Below are 24,596 nucleotides of genomic sequence, written 5' to 3' on the forward strand. Positions count from 1 at the left end.
CATGCGAAGAACCCGGCAAGGGCGGCCGCTCGCGTATTTCACGGCGCTCGGTGCGCTTGGCCTGGCCGCGTGCACGGTCGGCCCCGATTACCGGGCGCCGCAAACCGAAAGCCCGGCCGCGTGGCGCGTCGATCCCGCCGATTCATACTGGCATGCGGCGCAGCCCTCGCATGCGCCGCTCGATCCGCAATGGTGGCAGGCGTTCGACGACGCGCAACTCAGCAGCCTGGAGAGCGCGGCGCTCGCCGGCAACCAGACATTGCGCGTGGCAGCGGCGCATTACGCGCAGGCGCGCGCGACGCTGGCTTCGGTGTCCTCGCAGCAGAGCCCGCAGGTCGGGCTCGACGCAGGCGTCGCGCGCGAGCGCATTTCCGCGAACCGTCCGCTCACGAACTACGCGACGCCCAACGTCTCGACCGTGCAGAACGAGGTCAATGTCGGCGCAACCATCAGCTACGAGCTGGACCTGTTCGGGCGCATCCGGCGCATGGTGGAATCGGCGCAGGCCTCAACGGAACAGGCGGGTGACGACCTCGCCAACGCGCGCCTCGTGCTCACGGCCGAACTCGCGACCGACTACTTCGCCTTGCGCGAACTCGACGACGAGATCGACGTGGTGAACCGCTCGGCGGGCTTGCAGCAAAAGGCGCTCGATTTCGTGAGCGCACAGCACGATCTCGGCGCGGTCTCCGGGCTCGAACTGCTTCAGCAAAAGGCGCAACTCGCCGCGACGAAAACGCAGGTGCATCTGCTGGAGAATCAGCGCCAGCAGGAGCAGAACGCCATTGCCGTGCTGATCGGCAAGCCCGCGCCCGAGTTCGCGATCGAGCCGAAAGTCACGTCGCTGCCGGTGCCCGCGCTGCCGGCGGGTCTGCCTAGCGAGTTGCTACAGCGGCGGCCCGATGTGGCTTCAGCCGAGCGCGCCATGGCCGCCGCCAACGCGCAGATCGGCGTGGCGCGCTCCGCGTACTTCCCGGACATCACGCTTTCGCCCACGCTCGGCTGGGAATCGACGCGCTTCGGCGGCCTTTTTTCAGTGCCGAGCCTGATGTGGTCGGTGGGCGCGACGGCCGGCGAAGTGCTGTTCGACGGCGGCAAGCGCGCGGCGGGGGTGGACTTTGCGCAGGCCGGCTACGAGTCGGCCCAGGCCTCGTATCGTCAAACCGTGCTCACGGCGTTCCAGGAGGTGCAAAATGCGGTAACGGGCCTGTCGGTGCTGGACCGTGCATCGACCGAGGGGCAGTCCGCCGTGGACGACGCACGCAAGTCCTTCGATCTCGCCAACGACCGCTATCAGGGCGGCCTCGTGGCGTTCATCGATGTGCTCAACGCGGAACAGCAACTGCTTGCCAGCGAGCGCCAGGAAGTGCAGATTCACGGGCAGCAGGTCGCCACCGTGGTGTATCTCGCGAAGGCGCTGGGCGGCGGCTGGAGCACGCAAGAGCGCGAGCTTGCCTGTAGCGCGGGCACGTGCCGCGAAGTGCCGAACGCGGGTGCGGACACAAGCGTGGCGGCAGGCCGGAGCTAGCCGGCAGGGCGGGGAATGGAGCAGGGACACATAAAAGGGCTTGAGCGAGCCCGTTACCAGGGCGTATAAAAGCGCGCACATGCGGTCACGAGCCGCGGCGGGCGGCCGGTGCAAGGTGCGGGGTTCAACGCGCCGGGCGGACCCGCAAGGCATCGCGCGAAGAGGAGGGCGGGTATGAAAGTATTGGTTATCGAAGACGAACGCAAAGTCGTGGACTACCTGCGCAGCGGGCTCACGGAACAAGGGTGGATCGTGGATGTCGCCATGGATGGCGAGGAAGGCGCGTGGATGGCCACCGAGTACGATTTCGACGTGATCGTGCTCGACGTGATGCTGCCCAAGCTCGACGGCTTCGGCGTATTGCGCGCATTGCGCGCGAAGAAGGAAACGCCGGTCATCATGCTCACGGCGCGCGACCGCGTGGACGACCGCGTGCATGGCTTGCGCGACGGCGCGGACGACTATCTGACCAAACCGTTCTCGTTTCTCGAACTCGTCGAGCGCTTGCGCGCGCTCACGCGCCGCGCCCGCACGCAGGAATCCACCTTGATCTCGGTGGGCGATTTGCAGGTGGATCTCATCAGCCGCCGCGCGACGCGCGACGGCGTGCGCCTCGACCTCACGGCGAAGGAGTTTCAACTGCTCTCCGTGCTCGCGCGGCGGCGCGGCGAGATTCTCTCGAAGACGCTCATCACCGAGCTCGTGTGGGACGTGAATTTCGAAAGCAACGCGAACGTGGTGGAAACGGCCATCAAACGGCTACGCGCGAAGCTTGACGGTCCGCACGCGGCGAAGCTGCTGCACACCATTCGCGGCATGGGCTACGTGCTCGAAGTGCGCGAGGAAGGGGGCCAGCTGTCATGAAGCGCTCGATCTCGCTGCGGCTTTCGGCGATGTTCGCAGCGGTGTCGCTCGTCGTGTTCACGCTCACGGGCGCGGGCCTTTTCTTCCTGATGCAGCGCCAGCTTTTCAACGAGTTGCGCGAAACGCTCGACACGCGTGCGCGCATTGCGAGCCTGATCGTTGCGCACGCACCCGATGTGCAGAAGTGGGCCTTCGTGCAGGAAAAGCTGCGCGACCTCTCGCCTGCGGACAGCCGCATGCACTATTACGTCGAAGGTCCGGACCCGCGCTTTCGCTTCGGCACGCCCATCGTCGGCAAAGTGACCGGCAATGTGGGCCCGAACCATCTGCTCGTGCGCCCGCCCGACTGTAGCTACGACATCATCACCACGACGTTCATCGTTCCCGCGAGCGGCGACCGGCCCCAGGTGAAGCTGGTGGTCGGCAGCGACTGCGTGCGCACCGAAGGCATGCTAAGGCGCTTCGGCATCGCGCTCGGCGTGCTGATTGCGCTTTCCACCGTTGCGGTCGCACTGCTGAGCCGCGCGGTCACGCGCTTCGGCCTGGCGCCGCTCACGCGCCTGTCGCGCGAGGCCGCGCAACTGAGCCCGTCGAACCGGCGGCAGCGTCTGCATACCGACGAACTGCCCGAGGAACTGCACGAGCTTGCGACGTCGTTCAACGGCGCGCTGGAGCGCCTCGACAAGGCCTACGAGCGCCTCGAATCGTTCAATGCCGACGTGGCCCACGAGTTGCGCACGCCGGTGAGCATCCTGATCGGCCAGACCCAGGTGGCGCTCACGCGCGACCGCGCGGTGGAGCAGTTGCAGCAAACCCTGCAATCGAATCTTGAGGAATTCGAACGATTGCGCGTGATCGTGAACGACATGCTGTTCCTCTCGCGCAGCGATCGCGGCGAGCGCGCTTCGGAGCTCACGGAAGTCTCGTTGCGCGCCGAGATCGAGCGCATGCTCGATTTCCTCGAAATGCCGCTGGAAGAAGCGCAGTTGCATGTGCAGGTGCAGGGCGATGCGCGCGCGTGGGTGAACACCTCGCTGATCGGCCGCGCCGTGAGCAACCTGTTCGTCAACGCGATCCAGCATTCGCCGCCGGGCGCGACGCTTTGCGCCACTGTCGCGCCGCAGGACGGTCACGTGGAGATCGCCGTGTCGAACCCCGGCGAACCGCTCGACCCGGTGGTGCGCGAGCATATCTTCGACCGCTTCTACCGCATTCAGGAGGCGCGCTCGAACAGCCACGAGAATCACGGGCTCGGGCTTTCGATCGTCAAGGCCGTGGCGGAGATGCACGGCGGCACGGTGTTCGTGCGCAGCGCGAACGGCGTCAACACGTTTGGGTTTTCGGTGGCCGTGGACGGCGGCGAAACGCAGGCGGCCCCTGTTCCCGGCATCGTGCGGCAGGGCCGCGCCGGCTTGCCGCTGCATGTCTCGCCTTGATTGAGGGCCGCGCTTGCGCGGCCTCTTCTATTAGACGGGCTCGTCCTCGGCGGGCGTGCTCTCGTTCTCGACCATGTGCTGGTCGCGCCGCAGCAGGTCCCAGCAGCTGATGAAGAGCGCCGCGACGAGCGGCCCGATCACGAAGCCGTTGATGCCGAGGAGCGAGATGCCGCCGAGCGTGGAGATGAGCACGACCCAGTCGGGCAGGCGCGTGTCCTTGCCCACGAGCACGGGGCGCAGCACGTTGTCCACCGTGCCGATCACCACCGAGCCGAAAATCGCGAGACCGATGCCCTTGGCGAGCGCGCCCGTCGAGAGGAAATACACGGCGATCGGCGCCCACACGAGCGCCGCGCCCACGGCGGGCAGCAGCGAAAGCAGCATCATCACGAAGCCCCACAGCAGCGCGCCCTGAATGCCGAGCACCCACAGCGCGATACCGCCCAGCCCGCCCTGTACGACCGCCACGGCCACATTGCCCTTCACGGTGGCCCGAATGACCGTCGTGAACTTGCGCATGAGGAGCAGCTTGTGCTGCTCGTCGAGCGGAATGGCGTCGCGCACGAGCCGCGAAATCTCCCGGCCGTCGCGCACGAGAAAGAAGAACAGATAGAGCATCACGCCAAAGCTCACGAAGAACTGCAACGTGTTCTGCCCGAGGCTCAGCGCTCGCGTGGCGACGAACTGGCTGATCTGCGCGGCACCGGCCGAAAGACGCTGCTGGAGGCCGCCGAGATCCATGAGGTCGTAGCGCGCGAGCAGGTTTTGAATCGACTGCGGCAGGGCATGCACGATCTGGCTGAAGTACGTGCCGATGTCGAGACTGCCGCCGCGCACCTGCTGGTAGGCCGAGGCGACCTGCTGGACCAGCGTGCCCGCCACGAGCGTGAGCGGGAAGATCACGATCACCACGCAGATCGTGAGCGTGATGAGCGCGGCGAGATTGCGCCGCCGCCCGAGGCGGGCGACGAGCCGGCGCTGCACGGGCTGAAAGATCAAGGCGAGAATCGCGCCCCAGAGCACCGTGCTGAAAAACGGCGCGAGGATGAAGCAGAGCGCGACCGACACCCCGAGCAGCAGCAGATAGAACGCAGTCTGATGAAGGTGCTTGTTGCCTTCCATGAGCGATGGATTCCTGGTGACGCCGGCTGGCGGATCGTTGCAGGCCGAACGCGCGACGACAAACGGCGGCCTTGCCGCATCATACCGGCAAGGCCGCGCGGTCCGTCGCACAACGCTTCAGTGTGCGCGTACGAGCCGCAGGCGCGTGATTTCCGAGGGCGCGCCAAGGCGCTTGGGCGGGCCCCAGTAACCCGTGCCGCGGCTCGTATAGACCCACAGGCTGCCGAGCTTTTCGAGGCCGGCCGTGAACGGCTGCTGTAGCCGCACGAGGAAATTCCACGGAAAGATCTGGCCGCCGTGCGTGTGGCCCGAAAGCTGAAGCGTGAAGCCCGCGTCGGCCGCCGCGTGGGCCGTGCGCGGCTGGTGCGCGAGCAGCACGCGCGTACCGACGTCGTCGGGCGCGCCGCGCAGCGCCTGAACCGGGTCGCTGCGGTGCGCGGGATCGAAGTGGCCGCCGGTGTAGTCGGTCACGCCGGCCAGCACGAGCCGCCCGTCGCCATGCTCGATCACGACGTGCTGGTTCATCAGCACCGTCAGGCCGATGCGGCGGAACTCGGCGACCCAGGCGTCCGCGCCCGAGTAGTACTCGTGGTTGCCGGTCACGAGGTATACACCGTGATGCGCGGCGAGCCTGCCGAGCGGCGCGGTATGGTCGGCGAGATGCGCGACGCTGCCGTCCACGACGTCGCCCGTAATGGCGACCACGTCGGCGTCGAGCTGGTTCACGGCGCGCACGATCGCGTCCACGTAGCCGTGCTTGATCGTCGGCCCCACGTGGATATCGCTCAACTGCACGATGGTGAAGCCTTCGAGCGCGGCGGGCAGCCCGCGTACCGGCACTTCGACATTGAGTACGCGCGCGCGCCGCCGCGCGTTGAAGAAGCCGAATGCGGAGGAGAGGAACGCGAGCGCGATCACCACGGCGGCGCTAACGGTGCGCCAGCGCGCGAGATCGACGGCGCCATGCCATAGCGCCTCGACGGTCATGGCCGAGGCGAGCACGATGTCGCGCGCGATCGTCAGCATGAGCAGCGACGAGAAGAAGCCCATGGCGAGCATGCCGATCCAGGCGAGGCGGTCGCCGAGCGAGTGGCGCTCGAAGCGGCGCGCGAGCATGCCGGGCGGAATGAACAGCACGGAGAGCACGAGCCACAGCACGGCGAGCCACTTGCCGGCCGCAGGCACCGGCAGGTCGGGAATCAGGCGGAAACCGACATAGGCATGCAGCAGCACGCCGATGGCGATGAAGCGAACCAGAAACGAGAGTCGGGGCATGGCGGCGCAAACGGATGGGAGTGGGCTCTCACGCGGGCACGATGCGCTGCGGTGAAGCCCGATGTCGCAACGCAGCAGGCAGGACAGCGAGGACAGGCTGCGATGCATTCTACCGGCAGCGCAGACTTCGTGCCGGATCGAAGCAGCGGGGCTGACGAGCGCATGGTGCGCCGCCGCATGTCATGCCTTTTGCAAGTCGCGTCAACATACATGCATGCGTGTATGCATGGGCTTCAGTGAAGCGCGGCGCGAAGTTGTGGCACTGCGGCATTTCCCTGGATTGCCAGTGCGACATGACCCGTCGCACTATGTCCACACAGGCCGCGAATACTCTATTAAACGTCCATTGAATCGGCCTTGGTGATGGACTATGCTGAAAAGGACGCCCGTGCGGTTTCGGGTGCACTGGGGGAGACAAATCATGAAAATTATCCGGCCGGTCTCGCAAGGTTTGCATGGTCGTCACGTCGGGCACGAGGGCAGCCACGTCATGCTGCCGATGGTCGGACTTTCGGTCATGGCCGTGGCGCTGTACTTCGCGGTCAAGCACATCGATATTCTCGACATCGGCCGCAGCGCGTTATTCGACGTCGTGATGGTGTTCGTCGCGCTCGGTATTGCGGGCATGTTCGGCGCAGTGGGCGCGTGGTTGCGCTCGCGCACCACCGACGAACCCGCCGAGGGCTTTTGCTTTGTCGGCGCGCTGATCGGCGCGGTGGTGTTCTATATCGCGCTGCTAACCTGATTCCTCCAATCTTGCGCTGATATCGGCAAGGCGCGGCGGCCCGGTCCGCGCCATGCGAAGATGGTTGCTTTCCCGCTCGATTGAAGCATTCGCGATGTTCGATCTCTTCGACGACACGCCGCAACCCGACGTGGCGTGGCATCCGTCATGGCTTGGGCCCGCGGCGGCGGACGAGGCGCTCGCGCGCATCGTCGCCGAGACCGGCTGGCGGCAGGAGCGTATCCGCACGCCCGGCGGCTGGGTGGACCAGCCGCGCCTCACGGCCTGGCAGGGCGATCCCGGCGCGGTCTATATCTACTCGGGCATCCGCAACGTGCCGCAACCGTGGACGCCCGCCGTGGCCGAACTGCGCGACGCCGTCTCGACGCTATGCGGCGTGCGCTTCAACAGCGTGCTGCTCAACCGCTACCGCAGCGGCACGGACAGCATGGGCTGGCATGCGGACCATGAACCCGAACTGGGCCCCGAACCGGTGATCGCCTCGCTGAGCCTCGGCGCGACGCGGCGCTTCGACCTGCGCCATAACGCGACGGGCGTGGTGCGCTCGTTCCGGCTGACGAGCGGCAGTCTGCTCGTGATGCAAGGCAAGACCCAGGCGCAATGGCGGCACCGCGTGCCTAAAGAGGCTGCCGTGGGTGGCGAGCGCGTGAATCTCACGTTTCGCGTGGTGATGCCGGAATTGCGGAAATAGAGTGAATTTTCGCCGGAGATGGGCGGGTGATCGTCGATTTTCCGCGGATTGATGGCGCTGCGGGATTGGCTTTGAGCGTAAAAATCAAATATCACTTTATGCGCATAAACGCCGAAGTCAGGCGCGAAGTCAGGTGCTCTCTTCCCCAAGCCGCCGCCGCACGATCGCGGCGAGTCGTTCCAGCGGCAAGTTCGACGCCGCGAGCGCCGCTGTGTCGGGATACTGCTCGCGCGCGATGTCGGTGAGCACCTGGCCGGGTGGCGCTTCGACCAGGACGCTCGCGCCCGATTCGATCATGACCGTGAGCGCGTCGTACCAACGCACCGTGTAGCGCATGTTGGTGGCGAGATCGGCGCGGATCGCTTCGGCGCTGTGCAGCGGGCGGCCGCCACGGTTGTCGACGTACACGCCGCGTGGCGTGCGAAACGGGATGTCACGCGCCCATGCGCTGAGCCGGTCGGCGGCGTCGGTCAATAGTTCGCAATGCGAAGGAACGGAAACGGCCAGGCGTTGCGCCTTGCGTGCACCGGCGGCTAGCGCACGCGCCGCGAAGGCTTCGAGCGCCGTGTCCGCGCCTGCCACGACGATCTGGCGCGGCGCGTTGACGTTTGCCACGTAGACGCGCTCGCCGCCGTCGCGCGCGTGCGCATCCGCGAGTGTTTCCACCTGCGTTTCGCTCAACCCCGCAATCGCCGAGAGGCCGTAGCCCGAAGGCCATGCGCTCTCCATCAGCTCGGCGCGCTTGCGCACCATATGCAGCGCGTCGGCGAAGGAAAGCGCTTCGCAACTCACGGCCGCCGCGTAGGCGCCCACCGAGAGTCCGGCGCTGAACTGCGGCACGAGACCGTCATGTGCGAGCGCGCGAGAGAGGGCCACGCCCGCGACCGTGAGCCCGATCTGCACGGCGACCGTGGAGCACAACGCCTCGGCGTCGTCGAGCGAGAGGACGTCGAGCCCGAGCGCGGCCGACGCTTCGTTGAGCGTCGCCTGCACTGCATCGTGCTGGGGCAGCTTGTGAAGAAAGCCGGGGCTTTGCGCGCCCTGGCCGGGAAAGAGCAGGGCGAGCGTCATGGCGGGCACCACGGGTCGGCGACGCGTTGCGCGCCACTGCTCGCTCGCGCCAGCACGCGCGGCTTGTGTGCCGCGAGTTCGGCAAGCGCGACGCCGCCTGCGGGGGTTTCGAGTTGCGCGTCGATGCGCGTGCCGGCGCGGCCGGCGGCTTCGGCGAGCACGTGTGCGAGCGTGTCGATGGCGGCGCGCTCGATGCGTTGCGGCAAGCGGATCAGAATGTCGAGATCGCTCGATGCCGTGAGCGTGGCCGCGCCTGAGGCCAGTTCGAAACCGGCGCTGCCGGTTGGGCCCCAGACGTAGTCGTGCAGCGGCGAGGCGGCTTCGCGCAGGGCCGCGAGCGCGACGAAGGCGGGCAGCGCGCGGCGGGTATCGGGCGTCGCAACGTCAAGGAGCGCTTCCGGACTCATTGATATTTCGATATCCTCAATATTGAGCCACGTTGCGTGCCGCTCGGCGCGCGTGCCGCCCCGCACGCCCACGGCGACAAAGGCCGCCGCCGCGCGCGCACGCCGCACGACGACCCAGGGCGCACGCGCGAGCGCGTTGCGCACCCATGCCGGTTCGTCAGCCGATGGCGCGAGACGCGCCACGCGCAGCAGGTCGTGCGCGCGCCAGCGCGCATCGTCCACGCGCGGCGCGTCCTGGGCGAACGGCGGCGCGGCGCAGGCGTGCATCAGTTGGCGTCCCACTGAAGCGCAAGGCGCTTGCGCACTTCGATCGAGGCCGCGCGCGTGCGCTGCGCCGACTCGCCTTGCAAGCGATGCGCGAGCCCGCTCTTGTCGTCACGCGCTTCGCGCACCTTCCGTGCGAGCACGTCGCGCACTCGCGCGATCTGCGCTTCGCTCGGCGCATCTGCATCGACGTCGCCGATCAATTCGTCGAGCAGCCCGAGCTTGGCGAACGAGGCCATCGAATACGACATCGGCACGATCTTTTCGCCGAGCGCGTCGAGGTCTTCCACGCTGCGCCGCGTGACGCGCGCCGCCGCTTCCTTGCCCATGGCGTGCACCATCGTGCCGGGCGCATCGAGCGCGACGATGCGGTTGGCCTGGTAGCCGTGCGCGAGGAACGCGCCCGACATGGCGGGCCCGACGATCAGCGCCACCACGGGATGCCCCGCGAGCCGCGCGCTTGCATACGCATCCACGGCCGAGGCGCAGGCAAGGTGAATGCCGAGCATCTCTTCGCGATAGCCATAGGCCTGGCTCTTCACGTCGACGATCGCGACGATCGGGCGGCGCGTGCGGTTCGCGGCATCTTCGGCGATGGCTTCGCGCACGGCCTGTGCCAGACGCCAGCCTTGTTCCAGGCCCACCACATTGTCGCGGGCGCGAGGAAAGCGATTCACGGGATCGGGCGCGACCGTGATGAAGCGTGCGGTCTCGCCGTCGAGCGGTGCATCGGCGTACTGAACGCAACTGCCCTGCGTTTTATCACCCGCGAGGGCGCGTAGCCAGCGTGCGCCGCGGCTCGTCGTCGTATCGTTCATGCCTTTTCTCCGCGCAGGTTCAGGGGCGACGCGGCGAATACCGCGCGCATCGATTCGGGGGTGACGGTGGCGGGATCGATCTGCGCGAGCTTCGCGAGCGTGGCATCCACGGCTTCGGAGCGATGCACGGGCGGCACACCTTGCGCGAACGCCGCACGCACGGCGGCGTGCACATCGTCCACGGTGTCTTCCACGAGCGCATCGGCGAATCCGGTGCGCGCGCGCTGTTCGCCGCCGATCAGTCGCCACACCTGGCGGCGGTCGCTCGAATCGAGCTCTTCAATGCCGGCTTCCTGTTCGATCACCTCGGGGCCGTTCATGCCCAGGCGCCCTTGCTTCGTCATCACGAGCGTCGTGCAAAGTGCCGCCGCGAGCGACATGCCGCCGAAACAACCCACCATGCCCGCGATCACGCCGACCACGGGCACATGACGCCGCAGCGCGACGATGGCCGACTGGATTTCCGCGATCACGGCGAGACCGAGATTCGCTTCCTGGAGGCGTACGCCGCCGGTTTCGAACAGGATGACGGGCCGCACGATCTTGCCGCGTTCGCAGTCGGCGAGCGCGAGTTCGAGCGCGGCGGCGATCTTGCTGCCCGACACCTCGCCGATGCTGCCGCCCTGGAACGCCGATTCGATCGCGGCCACGACGGCGGGCTGGCCGTCGATCGTGCCGCGCGCGATCACCGCGCCGTCGTCGGCCTGGCAGACGATGCCCTGCAACGGCAGCCAGGGCGACTCGATGCGATCGAACGGACCGAGCAACTCGCGGAACGTGCCCGCGTCGAGCACGGCGGCCGCGCGTTCACGCGCGCTCAGCTCGATGAAGCTTTCGCGCAGCAGCGCGCCCGGAGTCATTTGATTAGCCATGCTCATGACTGTGCTCCCTGCGCCGCTTCCACGGCTTCGGCGAGCCGCAGCGCCACGACGCCCGGCGTCGCACCGAAGTCGTTGATCTCGATGAGCGCCGCGCCGTCGTAACGCGTGAAGAAGCGATCGAGCACGCTCTTCCAGATGTGGCCATAGCCGTCCACGCTGGTGTGCACGACCACGCGCGCCTGCATGGCGTCGGCGGGCTGTAGCAGCACTTCGAGGTCGCCCGAGCCCACCACGCCCACGTGGGCGCGCGTCGTCACGGCGCGTTGCGCCGGATAGTCGAATGTCAGTTGTTCCATGAAACCGTCCTCCCGCCAGTGCGGTGCTGAAGCAGTCTGTCGATGAAGAGCGTCGCGGCGAGCAGATCGGCCGCGCCGCCAGGCGATGCGTTGAGCGCGAGCAGCGCGAGTTCGAGCGCGTCGAAGGCGGCGCGGCCCGCCTGCGTGGCGATGCCGCCCGCTTCGCGCACGCGCTGCGCGCCGGCTTGCGCGGCCTCGCGTCCCGCCAGTCCCGCGCGATGCAGCAGGCAGGTGTCGTCGAGCGAGGCCATGATCGCGAGCAGCGCGTCCACGCGCGCGTGCGCTTCGTCGATCCCGTGCGCGCGCGCCGCGTGCAGCGCGGGCAGGCCCACGCGCACGACGTGCGGAAAACCGTCCTGCGCCTCGCTGCGCGCGCCGCCCACGTTGTAGCGCTGGCGCACGCGCTCGCCATTGCTGTGCGAGGGTTGTGCGAGCAGATCGTCGAAGCGCGCGATTTGCGCGGCCGTCTCGCCGATGCGCGCCGCGTATGCGTACGCGCTTTCGCTGCTCTGCGGCGTATGCGCGATCGTCGCGCCCGCCACGAGCAGGCCCACGATCCAGATCGCGCCGCGATGGGCGTTGCTGCCTTGCGTCGCGCGCATCATCGCGGCCTCGCCGGCGCGGCCGATGCGTGCGAGATCGGTGCGCAACGCCGTGCCCGGCGTCGCGCCGAGCGAGGCGCGCGCGAGCGCTTCGAACGTGGGTTCGAGCGCGTGCGCCGAACGCAGCATCGTCGCGAGATCGAGATCGTTGTGCGCGCCACTACCGCGCGTATCCACGAGCGCGGGCTTGGGCGTGAGGCGTGCTTCTTCGATCAGCGCTTCGCGGGCGAAGCGTGAGAGAAGCGCGGCGAGCCGGGCATCGGAGCAGGGCGGCTGCGCGTCGCGCTCGTACGGCACGCGCCGCGCGATGCCCGCCGAGCCTTCGGCGAGCGGCGTAAGGGGTAGCGTGCGCATGCCGCTTACCAGCTACGGAAGCGCGCGGGCGGCGTGTAGAGGCCGCCCGACCAGGTCACCAGATCGTCGATGCTGCGCGCGGCGAGCAGCGAGCGCTTGGCCTCGCCGCGCAGAATGCCGAGATCCTCGGGGAACTGCACGATGCCGCGGCGACGCAATTCGTCGGTTTTCTGCTGCTGCGCGCGCAAGCCGATGGGCGTGACGCCCGCCACGGCGGCGAGCGCCGCGCGGCGCTCGTCGATGCCTTCGGCGCGATGCAAATGCGCGATGCCTTCCTCGGTCACGACATGGCTCACGTCGTCGCCGTAGATCATCACGGGCGCGACGGGCATGCCGCTCTTCTGGCCCACGGCAATCGCGTCGAGTTCGTCCACGAAGGTCGGCTCGCCGCCTTTCTTCCACGTTTCGGCGAGTTGCACCACGAGCTTGTGGCCGCGCGAAACGGGGCCCGTATCCTTGAGCAGCTTGAGCCACGCCTCGCTCGCGTGACGCCGGCCGCGCGGGTCGTGGCCCATGTTCGGCGCGCCGCCGAAGCCCGCGAGTCGCCCGCGCGTGACGGTGGACGAATTCGCGTCGGCGTCGATTTGCAGCGTCGAGCCGATGAAGAGATCGACGGCATATTGCCCCGCAAGCTGGCACAGCACGCGGTTCGAGCGCAGGCTGCCGTCGCTGCCGGTGAAGAACACGTCGGGGCGCGCGGCGATATACGCCTCCATGCCCACTTCGCTGCCGAAGCAGTGCACGCTTTCCACCCAGCCCGATTCGATGGCGGGAATCAGCGTGGGGTGCGGATTGAGCGTCCAGTTGCGGCAAATCTTGCCCTTGAGGCCCAGCGATTCGCCGTAGGTGGGTAGCAGCAATTCGATCGCGGCCGTGTCGAAGCCGATGCCGTGATTGAGCGAGGCGATGCCATAGGGCGCATAGATGCCCTTGATGACCATCATCGCGGTGAGCACCTGCAAGTCGCCGATATGGCGCGGGTCGCGCGTGAAAAGCGGTTCGACGGCGAACGGCCGGTCCGCCTGCACGACCACATCGACCCACGAGCCGGGGATGTCCACGCGCGGGAGTTCGTCAACAATTTCGTTCACCTGAACGATGACGATGCCCTGGCTGAACGCGGCCGCTTCGGCGATGGTGGGCGTGTCTTCGGTGTTCGGCCCGGTGTAGAGATTGCCGTGGCGGTCCGCCTTCTCGGCGCACAGCAGCGCGACCTGCGGAATCAGGTCCACGAACATGCGCGCGTACAGCTCGACATAAGTGTGGATCGCGCCCACTTCGAGCTGGCCGTCTTCGAGCAGTTGCGCGACGCGCAGGCTTTGCGGACCCGCGAACGCGAAATCCACGCGGTGCGCGATGCCGCGCTCGAACAGCGTGAGGTGCTCGGGGCGGCTGATGCTCGAAATCAGCAGGTGAACGTTGTTGACCTTGGCGGGATCGGCTTTTGCCAGCGAACGCGAGAGGAAGTCGGCCTGCTTCTGGTTGTCGCCTTCCAGCGCGACGCGGTCGCCCGGGCGAATCAGCAGTTCGAGTGCGTCGGTCATGCGCGAGGTGGGCAGCACGCCGTCTTCGAGCCAGTGCGAAATGGCGGCGAGGCGGCGGGCCTTTTCGTCGCGGCGCGTGGTCCATGAGCGCGGCGCGAGGTCAGGCGAGGTGGACGTATCAGCTTGAGGCTTCATCGGCGGTTCGGCTCCGTGAGCGGGAAGAGGCGGCGCGCGGCTTTGCCGTGGCAGCGGCCGCAGGCGGCGCTGAGGTGGGCGCTGAGGGCAGCGCGGCGCGCTCGGTCAGAAAACGGTAGATCAGTTCGCCCGTGCCGAGCAGGTGCGCGGCCACGAGCTTTTGCGCGGTGGGCACGTCGCCGCGCTTCACGGCGGCGAGGATTTCGGCATGTTCGCTATCGGATTCGCCCTTGTACTCGGGAAAGCCGAATTTCAGGCGCAGATAGCGCTCGCCGCGGCGATGGAGCGCGGCGAGCATCTCCAGCAACTGCGGGCGGCCGGCGGGTGCGTAGAGGCTCATATGGAAGGCCTCGTTGCGCGCGACGTAAAGCGACGGATCGCGCTCGCGCTTCGCGGCGGCGGCAAGCGTGCTCACTTCGCGCAGCGTGGCGCTCGTGTGGTTGGGAATGGCGAGGCCGAGCGCGAGGCTTTCGAGCGCCGAGCGGATCTCGTAGATCTCGCGCGCTTCGTCGGCCGAGAGCGAGGCCACGCTCGCGCCCTTGTTCACCTCGATCTTCGCCCAGCCTTCGCTCGCGAGCTGGCGCAGCGCCTCGCGCACGGGAATGGCGCTCACCGAAAAATGCCGCGCGATCGCGTCCTGGCGCAGCGGCGCGTTGGGCGCGAGCTTGCCCTCGACGATCGCGCTGCGCAGGGCGTCGGCGATCATCCGCGAGGTGCTGGTGCGGGGCGCGGCGGCGCCTTCCAGGGGAAAACCATTCGTTGCGTCGGTCATAAGATCAAATATTATATATAAAACGACGAAGGCGAAAGCCTCGAAAACCCGCAACACAGAAACACAAAACCACTATAGGCGGGCAAGCAGAACGGGGGCTTACAGGGAGCTTCTGAAAGAAGGGCCGGCGCTCGACCGGCCTGCATCTGCGCGTGTCGCGGAACGTGTTCGCACGGGTACGCGCGCAGGCGAGACACCAAAGGAGAGAGAGGCATCATGAATTCGATCACCGAGACCGCGCGGCGGGCTCAAGGCAAGACACCGCTCAACCGGTCGCAGATCGCCGGTTTCTGGGGCGCCTGGGCAGGCTGGACGCTCGATGGCATGGACTCGTTCATCTACGCGCTCGTGCTCACACCCGCACTCACCGAGTTGCTGCCGCGCTCGGGTTACGAGGCGAGCGCGGCGAACGTCGGGCTTGCCGGCTCGATCCTGTTCGCGCTCTTCCTGGTGGGCTGGGGCCTTTCATTCATCTGGGGGCCGCTTGCCGACCGCTTCGGACGCACGCGTGTGCTGGCGGGCACCATCTTCATGTTTGCGATCTTCACGGGCCTTTCGGCTACGGCGCAAAGCGTCTGGTCGCTCGGCTTCTACCGTTTTCTGGCCGGTGTGGGCATAGGCGGGGAGTGGGCGCTCGCGGGCACCTACGTGGCCGAGTCGTGGCCCGAGGATCGCCGCAAGATGGGCGCGGGCTATCTGCAAACGGGCTATTACGCGGGCTTTTTCATCGCGGCGGCGTTGAACTACACGATTGGCGTGCACTTCGGCTGGCGCGCCATGTTCCTCACGGGCGCGCTGCCGGTGGTGGTCGCCATTCTCGTGCTCACGCGCGTGGAAGAACCGGACAAGTGGCAGAAGTCGGAGGCGAGCCACGTGCATCGCGGCCACCCGTTGCGCGAGATTTTCGGCAGCGTGTACCGCGTGCGCACTGCCGTGGCCTGCGCGTTGCTCACCATCGCGATCATCGGGCTGTGGGCGGGCGCCGTGTACGAGCCCTCCGCCGTGATCCAACTCGCGACGAAGGCGGGCGCGAACAAGGCCGAGGCGATCCGCACGGCATCGATTGCCACCGGCATTCTCTCCATCGGCACGATACTCGGCTGCCTCGCGCTGCCGCCCATGGCCGAGCGCATTGGCCGCAAGTGGACGCTCGCCGTCTATTTCGCGGGCATGGCCGTGACGATCGCGGCGAGCTTCGGCTGGGCCTTCTATCTGGAGAACGGGCTCGTGCCGTTTATCGCGCTGCTGTTCGTGCTGGGCTTCTTCGGCGGCAACTTCGCGCTGTTCAGTCTCTGGCTGCCCGAACAGTTCGAAACGCGCGTGCGGGCCACGGCGTTTGCGTTTTGCACGTCGTTCGGACGCTTCGTGGGGGCGGGCGTGAACTTCATGCTCGGCGCGGCGGTGCTGCATATGCACACGCTCGGCATGCCCGTGGCGCTCACCGCGATCGCATTTGTTCTCGGACTCCTCATCATTCCGTTCGCACCGGAAACGAAGGGGCAGGTGTTGCCGTCCTGAGGGCCCTTTGCGGCGCGGGCGAGCGCGCCTTTTCTCGCTGGACTCGCTGGATTCTGCGTTCGTAGCGGCTAGCGCCGCGCCTTCACGAGCCTGGGCGGCATCAGGCGCCAGCCCAGATTCACGCCCAGGCTCGCCACCACGATGAGCACCATGCCCGCGAGTTGCGGCACGCTCAGCGCGCGCCCGTAGACGAGTGCGTCGACCGCGATCGCCGTGAGCGGATACACGAACAGCAGCACGGCGATCACAGGCGTGGTCAGCATCGGCAACGCGCCGTAAATGAGCACATACGAAAGCCCCGTGTGGAGCACGCCCATGCCGACGAGCCAGCCCCATTGCACGCCGGAGATGTGCGCCAGTTCGAGCGGCGCGAAGAACGGCGCAACCAGCGGCAAACACACCGTGCCCACCACGCATTGCATGAGCGTGAACAGATGCGGGCGAAAGTTACGCATGCTCTTGGCGATCAGCGTGACGCTCGCATAGAGCACCGAGCCGCCCAGCGACTCGGCGATGCCGATCATATAGCTCGTGTGATCGGCGACATGGCTTTCCGCGAGCACGCCCGAGGCGAGCACGAGCCCCACGAAGGCGATGCCGATCCAGCCCAGCCGGTCCGCGCCGAGGCGCTCGTGAAAGAGCGCCGCACCCATCAGCACGACCCAGAACGGCTGCACATGGAACACCACGGTCGACACGGCAATGCTCGTGCGATGGATCGCATCGAAGAAGGCCACCCACTGCGTGACCATCAGCACACCTGAGATGAGCGAGAGCGCGAGCGTGCGGCGCGTGAACTGGCGCGGCGAAAGCCAGCCCTTGTAGGCGCAGTACGCGGCGAGCGCGAGCATGCCGAAGAGGCAGCGGAAGAACACGAGCGTGAGCGCGCCAAGGCGCGCCTCCTCGACGAACACGCCGATCGTGCCCATCAGGAGGCCACCGCTGGCGAGCATGAGCACGCCTTGCTGGCGGCTGCCGGGGAGGTCGGTTTGCATGGCCGGAGCGGGAAAGTCGAAAGCAGGTTGAAAACCCAGTCAGTATTCGCCAGTTGCAGGGTGTCGGCAAACGAATTAAATTGAAGAATTCCATCAATCCAGCTTATTAATCCCGAACCCTGCATGAACCCCGAATTCGATATCGACTTGCTGCGCACCTTCGCCGCCGTCGCCGACGCGGGCAGTTTCACGAAGGCGGCGGTCGCGGTGCATCGCTCGCAGGCGGCCGTGAGCATGCAGATCAAGCGGCTCGAGCAAATGCTCGGCACCTCGCTGTTCACGCGCGACACGCGCAATCTCGCGCTCACGCGGCCGGGCAATACGCTGCTCGAATACGCGCGGCGGGCACTGGACTTGCAGGAGGAGGCGTGGGCGGCGATGGTGCGGCCCGAGGTGACGGGGCGCGTGGTGCTCGGCGCGCCCGACGACTATATGGCGTCGCTGCTTTCGCCCGTGTTGCGGCGCTTTTCGACGCTCTACCCGCACGTGGAGATCGAGATCGTGTGCGCGCAGAGCGTGGCGCTCGGCCCGCTGCTCGCGGACAACAAGATCGATATTGCCTTTGTCACGCGCGACCGCAAGTTGCGCGGCGAATTCGTGCGCGCCGAGGAGATGGTCTGGGTGGGCTCGGCCACCGACCCGGCGCCGCTCGCCATGTCGCCGCTGCCGGTCGGGCTTTACGAGCATGGCAGCGTGGCGCGCGCGCATACGGTGGCGGCGCTCGACGCCGCACATATACGTTATCGCGCCGCGTACAGCAGCGCGAGCCTCATGGGCCTGATGGCGACGGTGGAGGCGGGCATTGCGATCGTCGCGCTCACGCGGTGCAGCGTGCCGCCGCGCTTCGCGATACTCGGCGAGGCGCACGGCCTGCCGAAGATCGAGCCGCTGGAAATCGTGGTGGCGCGCAGCGTCAAGTCGAACCGGCCGACCTGCGACTACCTCGCGCAGCAGATGGTGCAGGACCTTTCGGTGCCGCGTCAGCGCGGGTAGACGCTCACTTCGCCGCCCACCGCGAGCCGCACGCGCTCGCCTTCGCGCGGCGTGCGGTAGCCGGGCACGCGCGCGCGGACCGTTGTGTTCGCATCGATCAGTTGCAGCGTGAGCGCGGCGTCCTGCCCCTCGAAGGTGATGTCGCGCACGAAGGCGTCGAGCGCGCCGTCGCGTTGCGTGCTCTCGGGCAACACGTCGATCTGCTCGGGGCGCAGCATCACATCGACGGGGCCGTTGTCCGCTTGCGCGCCTTGCTGGATCGGCAGCGCGCCGAGCACGCAATGAGCGCGCCCGTTTTCCACGGTGCCCGGCAACAGCACCGCCTCGCCGATGAAGGCCGCCAGTTCGCGCGTGGCCGGACGCCGGTAGAGCGTTTGCGGCGGTGCGCTCTGAAGCACATGACCTTGCCATAGCACGGCGACTTCGTGGCCTAGCGAAAGCGCCTCGGCCTGATCGTGCGTGACGAGCACGGCGGTCGCGCCGGCGGCGGCAAGCGCGCGCGCCACGGCTTCGCGCGTTTCAACGCGCAGTGCCGCGTCGAGCGAGGAGAACGGCTCGTCGAGCATCACGAGACCGGGCGAGGGCGCAAGCGCCCGTGCGAGCGCCACGCGCTGCTGCTGGCCACCCGATAGCTGTTGCGGTGCACGCGTTGCATAGGATTCCGGAAGACCGACCAGATCGAGCAATTCGGCCACGCGGTGTTGGGCGCGCCGCTGTGCGCGCGGCAAACCGAACACGATGTTCTCGGCCACGCTCAGATGCGGAAACAGCGCGCCTTCCTGCGGCACGTAACCGATGCGGCGCTGCTCCGTGGGCAGATGCAGGCCGTCGCCCGCAACCCGTCGGCCGTCGATCTCGATCGTGCCCGCGTCGGCGCGTTCGAAGCCGCACAGCACGCGCAGCAGCGTGGTCTTGCCGCTGCCCGAGGGACCGAGCAGCGCGACGAGTGAACCCGATCGCACCGAAAGGTCGATGCCGTGCAGGACCGGATGACCGTCGAAGGCCTTCTTGAGGCCGGATAGGCGAAGTGTGCTCATGGCGGGGCGAAGAAAAGCTTAGTTGGCGTCCGGCGGCGTGCCCGCGGGCGCATGGCCCGCAAGTGCCGAGCGGCCCGCGAACGCGAACAGGAGGCCGGAGGCCGCGAGCGACAGCGCGGTGAGCAGCGCGGCATAGGGCGCGGCGGCCGCGAAGGCGAGCGTGGAGGTGTCGGTCCACACCTGGGTGGCGAGCGTGTGCGTGCCGATGGGCGCGAGCAGCAGCGTGGCGTTCAGTTCGGTCACCACGGAGATGAAGACCATCGAGGCCGCCGCGCCAAGCCCCGGACCCGCGAGCGGCAGCACCACGCGGCGCAGCGTCTCGAACCAGCCCAGTCCGAGCGCGCGCGCCGTTTCTTCCAGGCGCTGCTGCGCCTGCATGAGCGCTGCGCGCACGCTCACGAGCGCGAGCGGCAGAAAGAGCATCGCATAGGCGGCGATCAGCAGCGTGGTGCCCTGATAGAGCGGTTCGAGCATGCGCACCGCGAGCGAAACGATGGCGAGCGCGATCACGAGGCTCGGCACGCCTTGTGCGATAAAGGCCGTGCGTTCGAGGAACGTGGCGGCGCGGCCGGGGTAGCGCGCCAGCAGCCAGCCGAGCGGCAGTGCGAGCAGGGTGGTGAAGAACGCTGCGGTCAGGCCGAGCCGTAGCGAGGCGAACGTGGTGGAGAACAGCAGTTCGGGTGAAACTTCGGCTGGCGTGATCGCGGCAGCGCCCGGCTGAGTGAGCCAGTAGCCGATCATCGCGAGCGGCACGCCGAGCGTGGCGGCGTTGAGCGTGATGAAGCCCGCCACGACGGGCTAGCGCCAGCGCCCGAGCGCATGGCGCACGCTCACGCGCCGCGCGCCGCGATCCACGCGCTCATAGCGCGCGCGCCCGCGCACGCGAAACTCCAGCACGAGGCAGACAAGGCACAGCAGGATCAGCACGCAGGCGAGCAGCGAAGCCCCGCCGCCATCGAAGCTCGTGCGGTATTCCGCGTAGATTTCGGTGGTGAAGGTGCGAAACCGCAGCAGCGTGAATGCGCCGAATTCGGACAGCACGCCGAGCGCGACCAGCAGCATCGAGCCGAGCAGCGCGGGCCGCAATTGCGGCAGCACGACGCGCACGAACACGGCCCAGCGATTGCAGCCAAGCGCGCGCGCCGATTCTTCGAGCGCGGGGTCGAGCCCGCGCAACGCGGCAGCGACCGGCAAATAGACGAGCGGGAAATAGGCGCTCGTGATGACGATGAATGCGCCGAGAAAGTCCTGCAAATCGAGGCTCAGCGAGACCCACGCGTAGCTCGTGACGAACGCGGGCATGGCGAGCGGGGCGGCGGCGAGCAGCGCCCAGGCGCGCCGCCCCGGCAGGTCGGTGCGCTCGACGAGCCACGCGACGGCGGTGCCGAGCACGGCCGATGCGAGCGTGGCCGAAACGGTGATCGAGAGCGTATTGACGAGCAACTCGCCCACGAGCGGACGGAAGATCAGCTCGGCGGCGTCGGCGAAGCCGAACGAGAGCGCGCGCCAGAACGTGAGCGCAAGCGGCAGCAGCACCAGCAACGGGCCGAGCGCGGCGGCGGCAAAGAGCGCACGCGGCGCGCGCCGCCGCGTGAGTTCGGGTGACGCCGCCCGGGCATCTTCGGGATGAGACTCCGGCATGGCCTGCGCCGTGGTGACTGCTTCGCTCACGATCTTGCTTCGGACTCCGTGGTGATTACAGCAGAGCGGCCTGGCGCAGCAGCTTGCCTGCCTGGCTGTCGTCGCCGAGTTGCTGGATGGTCAGCGCAGGCGGCTTCAACTGGTCGAACGGCTTGTTGATGGGGTCGCTCGCCACGCCTGGGCGCAGCGGATACTCGAAGCTGATGTGGTTCTGCGCCATCAGCTTCTGCGCGCGCTCGCTCACGAGGTAGGCGAGGAACTTCTGCGCGCCATCCACGTTGTGCGCCGACTTCATCACCGCCGCGCCCGAAACGTTCACGAGCGCGCCCACGTCGCCGTCGGCGAAATGAGCCACGGCGCTGCGCGTCTGCTTGTCGCCGATCTCGGCGTGCAGGCGGTCCCAGTAGTAGTTGTTGATGATGCCCGTGGCGACCGCGCCGCGATTCACGGCGGCGACCACGCCTTCGTCGTCGTCGAAGATCTGCGCGTTGTTCTTCAGGCCCTTGAGCCACGCGAGCGTCGCGGCTTCGCCCTTCATGGCGAGCACGGCGTCGACGAGCGGCAGAAAGTCGGCGTCGCTCGGCGCGATCCCGACCTTGCCTTTCCATTCGGGCTTCGCAAGGTCGAAGATCGTTTGCGGCAGTTGCGCGGGCTGCACCTTGGCCGTGTTGTAGACGAGCACGTTCTCACGCGCGGTCACGCCTACCCATTGCCCTTGCGGCGAGTTGAAGCGCGCCGGGACGGCGGTGAGCGTGGCCGGCTGCACGGGGGCGAGCAGTCCCTTTTCTTCGAGCAGCATCAGCTCGGGCGAATTCTCGGTGAAGTAGACGTCGGCGGGCGTTTTCTCGCCTTCGGCCACGAGCTGCGCCGCGAGCGCCGGACCTTCGCCGCTGCGGATCTTCACGTCGATGCCGGTTTGCTGCTCGAAGTCCTTCGCGAGCTGGTTCACGACTTGCTCGTGCTGCGCGTTGTAAAGCGTGATCGACGCAGCGTGCGCGCCGAGCGGCAGCAGACCGGCCACGGCGAGCGAGAGGGCGGCGGCGCGCAGTGGTGCGCGCATCAAGGAAATTTTCATATTATTTCGTTGTCCGTGTTATCGATGAATCTCAGGCGTTGAACAGTTCCGCGCCGATGAACGAGCCCGGCTTCGCACCGGGCGGGCACGCGAAAATCGCGCTGCCCACGTGCGTCGTGAACTGGTTCATCATGTCGAACTTCGCGAGGCGTTCATTGATGGGAATGAAGCCCGTGCGCGGGTCGCCCTGGTGGGCGACGAAGATCAGGCCCGCGTCGTACTCGGTTTCCTGACGCCACGGCGGCCAGCGCTCGATATAAAAGTCCGTGCTGTCGTTGTACGAGTACGAGCGGCGCAGGATCTGCGCCCCATTGTTCGACGCGCGGTTCGAAAGGCGCACGTGCGAATTCTCGGGAATCAGCGGATTGCCGTCCTTGTCTTGCGCGTCGAGATCGACGTTGTCGAATTCCTTCTTCTGGCCGATGGGCGCGCCGCTGTATTTGTGGCGGCCGAACACCTGTTCCTGGAAACCCAGTTCCATCTGGTCCCAGTGCTCCAGCGTGATGCGGATACGCCGCACCACCGTATACGTGCCGCCTTGCATCCACGGCGCGTCGGCGGCCGTGGCCCAGACGAACTGGTTCATCGCCTTGGGGTCCGTGGTCGGCGGATTGTTGGTGCCGTCCTTGAAGCCCATGAGGTTGCGCGGCGTTTGCGCGCGCGGGCCCGAGAGAAAACCCGCCTGGCCCCAACGCATCGTGAGGATGCCATAGCCTTGCCGCGCGAGCTGGCGCACGGCGTGAAAGGCCACTTGTGCGTCGTTGGCGCAGGCCTGGACATAGAGGTCGCCGCCGGTCTTTTGCGCGATCAACTGGTCGCCGTTGAAGCGCGGCAGATCGACGAGCGCGGCCGGGCGCTTGCTCGCGAGGCCGTAGCGGTCCTTCTCCTGCGAAGTGAAAAGGCCGGGGCCAAAGCCGAACGTCACAGTGAGCCCGGCCGGGCCGAGGCCGAGCACGTCGCCGGAGTCGGGCGCGGGGTGGTCGTCGCCGGTGTAGTCGAGCGCCGCGGCGGGCTGCGCCTGGGTCATGCGCGCGGCGGACTCGGTCCACTTGCGCAGCAGGTTGATCACGTCGTCGCGCGAGGTCGTCGTGAGGTCGAACGCAGCGACATAGGTGTGCGCCTGCTGGGGCGTCACGATGCCGGCCTGGTGCTCGCCGTAGAACGGCTCGACGGCCAGCATCGGGTCGGCGGCCATGGCATGGTGCTTTGCTTCGGCGGCCTGGGCGAGGCTGCTTGCGCCGAGGCCGGCGCCTACGCTGGCACCCAGGGCGGCACCGGCTTTCAGAAAGCCGCGCCGCGCGGGGCGCGATGGCGTGTTGGGGGTATCGTCGGAGGACATGGTTATTTAGCCAGCACGAGGGTATTCACGTCGTCTTCCACGTAGTAGAAGCCGTCGCCAGCCGGGGTCAGCGCGATGCCGAACAGGTCGCCGTTGCCCGGAGGAGTTTGCGCCTTGTCGGTATCGATCCAGCGCGCGTAAAGCTGTTTGGCCGCAACCGGGTCGATCTCGACGACCTGGCCGTTCAACGCGTTCGTCACGAGCAGGTGGCCCTGCGGCGTGGCGATCATGGCGAGCGGGCGGTGCAGCAGGCCGTCGGCGGTAAGCTGGCGGCCCACGCCCGCGCTGGTGTCGCGCGTGAGCGGATCTTCGATCACGTTGATGCGGTTGCCGATCGCGTCGGACACATAAAGCAGCTTGTTGTCCGCCGAGAGCGCGAGGCCGGTCGGGCCGACGAGGAACACGCCCTTGTCGGCCTGCGCGCCAAAGCCGCTCGCGACCACCGTTTCGCTTTTCACGACCGGCGCCTGGCCGCCCGGAATGTCGAGGTCGAGGCGCAGCACCGTGGCCTGCTTGAACACGGGCGGCGTGCCGTCCGCGCCGCCCACGCCGAAGCCCGCGTTGCTCACGAACAGCGTCGCGTGGTCGCCGTTGTCGACCACGGCCATATTGCCCCACGGATCATTGATGTTCGGACTGCTGATGACCTTGGCAATCTTGCCATTGCTGTCGAGCACGATCATGCAGCCCGCGCCCTTGGTGCCGGTCGTGCCGTCGTTGCTTGGCGTGCTGCCCACGATCACCCAGCCCGACTTGAGCATCGTCATCGCGGTTGACAGGCCCACGCCGCCGGGGCATTCCTTGAGGTCGCGCGGAATCGAGGCAAACAGCGTCATCTGCTTCGTGTCCGGGTGATAGTCGACGATCGTGCTGCCGGTGCCTTGCAGGTTGGACGCGTTGTTGAAGTTGTCCACCAGCACGTCGCCTGCTTTCACGGTGCCGGAGGACACCGGCGCGACGAAGATCGCGTACGGGTTCTGGTCGCCGTTATCGGGCACCGTGTTGATGAGCGTGGTGTGATGCTTGACCGTTTCGAGCAGGCCCGACTGGTCGGCGCGAGCGGCGAGCGGGGCGCTTGCGAGCGTGGCCGCGGCGGCGAGCCCGAGCGCGGCCCGGGTGGCGTGGGCCGTGCATCGCAAGAGCGTGCGCGTAGCGTGTTTCATACTGAATCTCCGTGCCTCGCGAGAGCGCTG

At 67.4% G+C, this 24,596-nt stretch carries 22 protein-coding genes and 1 pseudogene; 7 read left to right on the forward strand and 16 right to left on the reverse strand.

All coding sequences use genetic code 11. From position 1 onward, the window contains the following. Position 1: 1 nt before the first annotated feature. From C7401_RS40875 to C7401_RS40885, 3 genes are all read left to right on the forward strand, one after another. Positions 2-1,528, forward strand: coding sequence for an efflux transporter outer membrane subunit (locus tag C7401_RS40875; protein WP_112177747.1), 1,527 nt, complete (start codon positions 2-4; stop codon positions 1,526-1,528). Between the two features lie 174 nt (positions 1,529-1,702). Further along, positions 1,703-2,392 (forward strand): heavy metal response regulator transcription factor, encoded by a 690-nt coding sequence (locus C7401_RS40880; RefSeq protein ID WP_112177748.1) that lies wholly within the window; start codon positions 1,703-1,705, stop codon positions 2,390-2,392. Further along, on the forward strand, positions 2,389-3,828 hold the full coding sequence (locus tag C7401_RS40885) for a heavy metal sensor histidine kinase (RefSeq protein WP_112177749.1): 1,440 nt from the start codon (positions 2,389-2,391) through the stop codon (positions 3,826-3,828). Before C7401_RS40880 ends, C7401_RS40885 begins: the two co-directional genes overlap by 4 nt. Positions 3,829-3,858: 30 nt before the next feature. Here C7401_RS40885 and C7401_RS40890 read toward each other — a convergent pair whose 3' ends face one another. Both C7401_RS40890 and C7401_RS40895 read right to left on the reverse strand, forming a co-directional pair. Beyond that, a complete protein-coding gene (locus C7401_RS40890; protein WP_112177750.1) occupies positions 3,859-4,950 on the reverse strand; it encodes an AI-2E family transporter in 1,092 nt (363 codons plus the stop codon). 117 nt (positions 4,951-5,067) lie between these two features. After that, complete coding sequence (locus tag C7401_RS40895) at positions 5,068-6,225, reverse strand: metallophosphoesterase (RefSeq protein ID WP_112177751.1); 1,158 nt, start codon at positions 6,223-6,225, stop codon at positions 5,068-5,070. 421 nt (positions 6,226-6,646) lie between these two features. Between C7401_RS40895 and C7401_RS40900 the strand changes: the two genes are divergently transcribed. Beyond that, on the forward strand, positions 6,647-6,970 hold the full coding sequence (locus C7401_RS40900; RefSeq protein WP_112177752.1) for a hypothetical protein: 324 nt from the start codon (positions 6,647-6,649) through the stop codon (positions 6,968-6,970). Positions 6,971-7,064: 94 nt separating this feature from the next. Further along, entirely contained in the window at positions 7,065-7,661 is a 597-nt protein-coding gene (locus C7401_RS40905) for an alpha-ketoglutarate-dependent dioxygenase AlkB family protein (RefSeq protein ID WP_112177753.1), read from the forward strand. A 129-nt stretch (positions 7,662-7,790) separates the two neighbouring features. Here C7401_RS40905 and mdcH read toward each other — a convergent pair whose 3' ends face one another. Genes mdcH through C7401_RS40945 form a run of 8 tightly spaced genes read right to left on the reverse strand, consistent with a single transcriptional unit; the run spans position 7,791 to position 14,805 of the window. Then, positions 7,791-8,732, reverse strand: coding sequence for a malonate decarboxylase subunit epsilon (gene mdcH, locus C7401_RS40910; protein WP_112177792.1), 942 nt, complete (start codon positions 8,730-8,732; stop codon positions 7,791-7,793). Next, entirely contained in the window at positions 8,729-9,406 is a 678-nt protein-coding gene (locus tag C7401_RS40915; RefSeq protein ID WP_112177793.1) for a malonate decarboxylase holo-ACP synthase, read from the reverse strand. The genes mdcH and C7401_RS40915 overlap by 4 nt, the downstream gene beginning before the upstream one ends. Next, positions 9,406-10,221, reverse strand: a complete 816-nt coding sequence (mdcE, locus tag C7401_RS40920; RefSeq protein WP_112177754.1) for a biotin-independent malonate decarboxylase subunit gamma — start codon at positions 10,219-10,221, stop codon at positions 9,406-9,408. Before mdcE ends, C7401_RS40915 begins: the two co-directional genes overlap by 1 nt. Then, on the reverse strand, positions 10,218-11,099 hold the full coding sequence (locus C7401_RS40925; RefSeq protein ID WP_373864491.1) for a biotin-independent malonate decarboxylase subunit beta: 882 nt from the start codon (positions 11,097-11,099) through the stop codon (positions 10,218-10,220). The genes mdcE and C7401_RS40925 overlap by 4 nt, the downstream gene beginning before the upstream one ends. After that, positions 11,096-11,398, reverse strand: coding sequence for a malonate decarboxylase subunit delta (locus C7401_RS40930; protein WP_112177756.1), 303 nt, complete (start codon positions 11,396-11,398; stop codon positions 11,096-11,098). The genes C7401_RS40925 and C7401_RS40930 overlap by 4 nt, the downstream gene beginning before the upstream one ends. Next, complete coding sequence (locus C7401_RS40935) at positions 11,386-12,354, reverse strand: triphosphoribosyl-dephospho-CoA synthase (RefSeq protein ID WP_112177757.1); 969 nt, start codon at positions 12,352-12,354, stop codon at positions 11,386-11,388. The genes C7401_RS40930 and C7401_RS40935 overlap by 13 nt, the downstream gene beginning before the upstream one ends. Positions 12,355-12,359: 5 nt before the next feature. After that, on the reverse strand, positions 12,360-14,033 hold the full coding sequence (mdcA, locus tag C7401_RS40940) for a malonate decarboxylase subunit alpha (RefSeq protein WP_112177758.1): 1,674 nt from the start codon (positions 14,031-14,033) through the stop codon (positions 12,360-12,362). Next, positions 14,017-14,805 (reverse strand): GntR family transcriptional regulator, encoded by a 789-nt coding sequence (locus tag C7401_RS40945; protein ID WP_112177759.1) that lies wholly within the window; start codon positions 14,803-14,805, stop codon positions 14,017-14,019. Before C7401_RS40945 ends, mdcA begins: the two co-directional genes overlap by 17 nt. 216 nt (positions 14,806-15,021) lie before the next feature. On the opposite strand from C7401_RS40945, the gene C7401_RS40950 reads away from it, so the two are divergent. Continuing rightward, the gene (locus C7401_RS40950; protein ID WP_112177760.1) at positions 15,022-16,323 is read left to right on the forward strand and encodes an MFS transporter; all 1,302 of its coding nucleotides are present in this window, start codon (positions 15,022-15,024) and stop codon (positions 16,321-16,323) included. A 68-nt stretch (positions 16,324-16,391) separates the two neighbouring features. Here C7401_RS40950 and C7401_RS40955 read toward each other — a convergent pair whose 3' ends face one another. Beyond that, a complete protein-coding gene (locus C7401_RS40955) occupies positions 16,392-17,318 on the reverse strand; it encodes a DMT family transporter (RefSeq protein ID WP_112177761.1) in 927 nt (308 codons plus the stop codon). A 123-nt stretch (positions 17,319-17,441) separates the two neighbouring features. On the opposite strand from C7401_RS40955, the gene C7401_RS40960 reads away from it, so the two are divergent. Beyond that, positions 17,442-18,311, forward strand: coding sequence for a LysR family transcriptional regulator (locus tag C7401_RS40960; protein ID WP_112177762.1), 870 nt, complete (start codon positions 17,442-17,444; stop codon positions 18,309-18,311). Here the strand turns inward: C7401_RS40960 and C7401_RS40965 are convergent. The 5 genes and pseudogenes from C7401_RS40965 to C7401_RS40985 form a co-directional block, all read right to left on the reverse strand. Continuing rightward, positions 18,299-19,348: an ABC transporter ATP-binding protein gene (locus tag C7401_RS40965; protein ID WP_112177763.1), complete on the reverse strand. Its 1,050-nt coding sequence runs from the start codon at positions 19,346-19,348 to the stop codon at positions 18,299-18,301. The genes C7401_RS40960 and C7401_RS40965 overlap by 13 nt on opposite strands. Positions 19,349-19,366: 18 nt before the next feature. Continuing rightward, a pseudogene (locus C7401_RS40970) lies at positions 19,367-21,019 on the reverse strand (ABC transporter permease). A 25-nt stretch (positions 21,020-21,044) separates the two neighbouring features. Beyond that, positions 21,045-22,064, reverse strand: a complete 1,020-nt coding sequence (locus C7401_RS40975) for an iron ABC transporter substrate-binding protein (protein WP_112177764.1) — start codon at positions 22,062-22,064, stop codon at positions 21,045-21,047. A gap of 31 nt (positions 22,065-22,095) precedes the next feature. Next, complete coding sequence (gene efeB / locus C7401_RS40980) at positions 22,096-23,403, reverse strand: iron uptake transporter deferrochelatase/peroxidase subunit (protein ID WP_112177765.1); 1,308 nt, start codon at positions 23,401-23,403, stop codon at positions 22,096-22,098. 2 nt (positions 23,404-23,405) lie between these two features. Then, on the reverse strand, positions 23,406-24,566 hold the full coding sequence (locus C7401_RS40985; protein WP_258397428.1) for an NHL repeat-containing protein: 1,161 nt from the start codon (positions 24,564-24,566) through the stop codon (positions 23,406-23,408). Between the last annotated feature and the right edge of the window lie 30 nt (positions 24,567-24,596).

Origin of the sequence: Paraburkholderia unamae (assembly GCF_003268775.1) — a bacterium.
Classification (GTDB): domain Bacteria; phylum Pseudomonadota; class Gammaproteobacteria; order Burkholderiales; family Burkholderiaceae; genus Paraburkholderia; species Paraburkholderia unamae.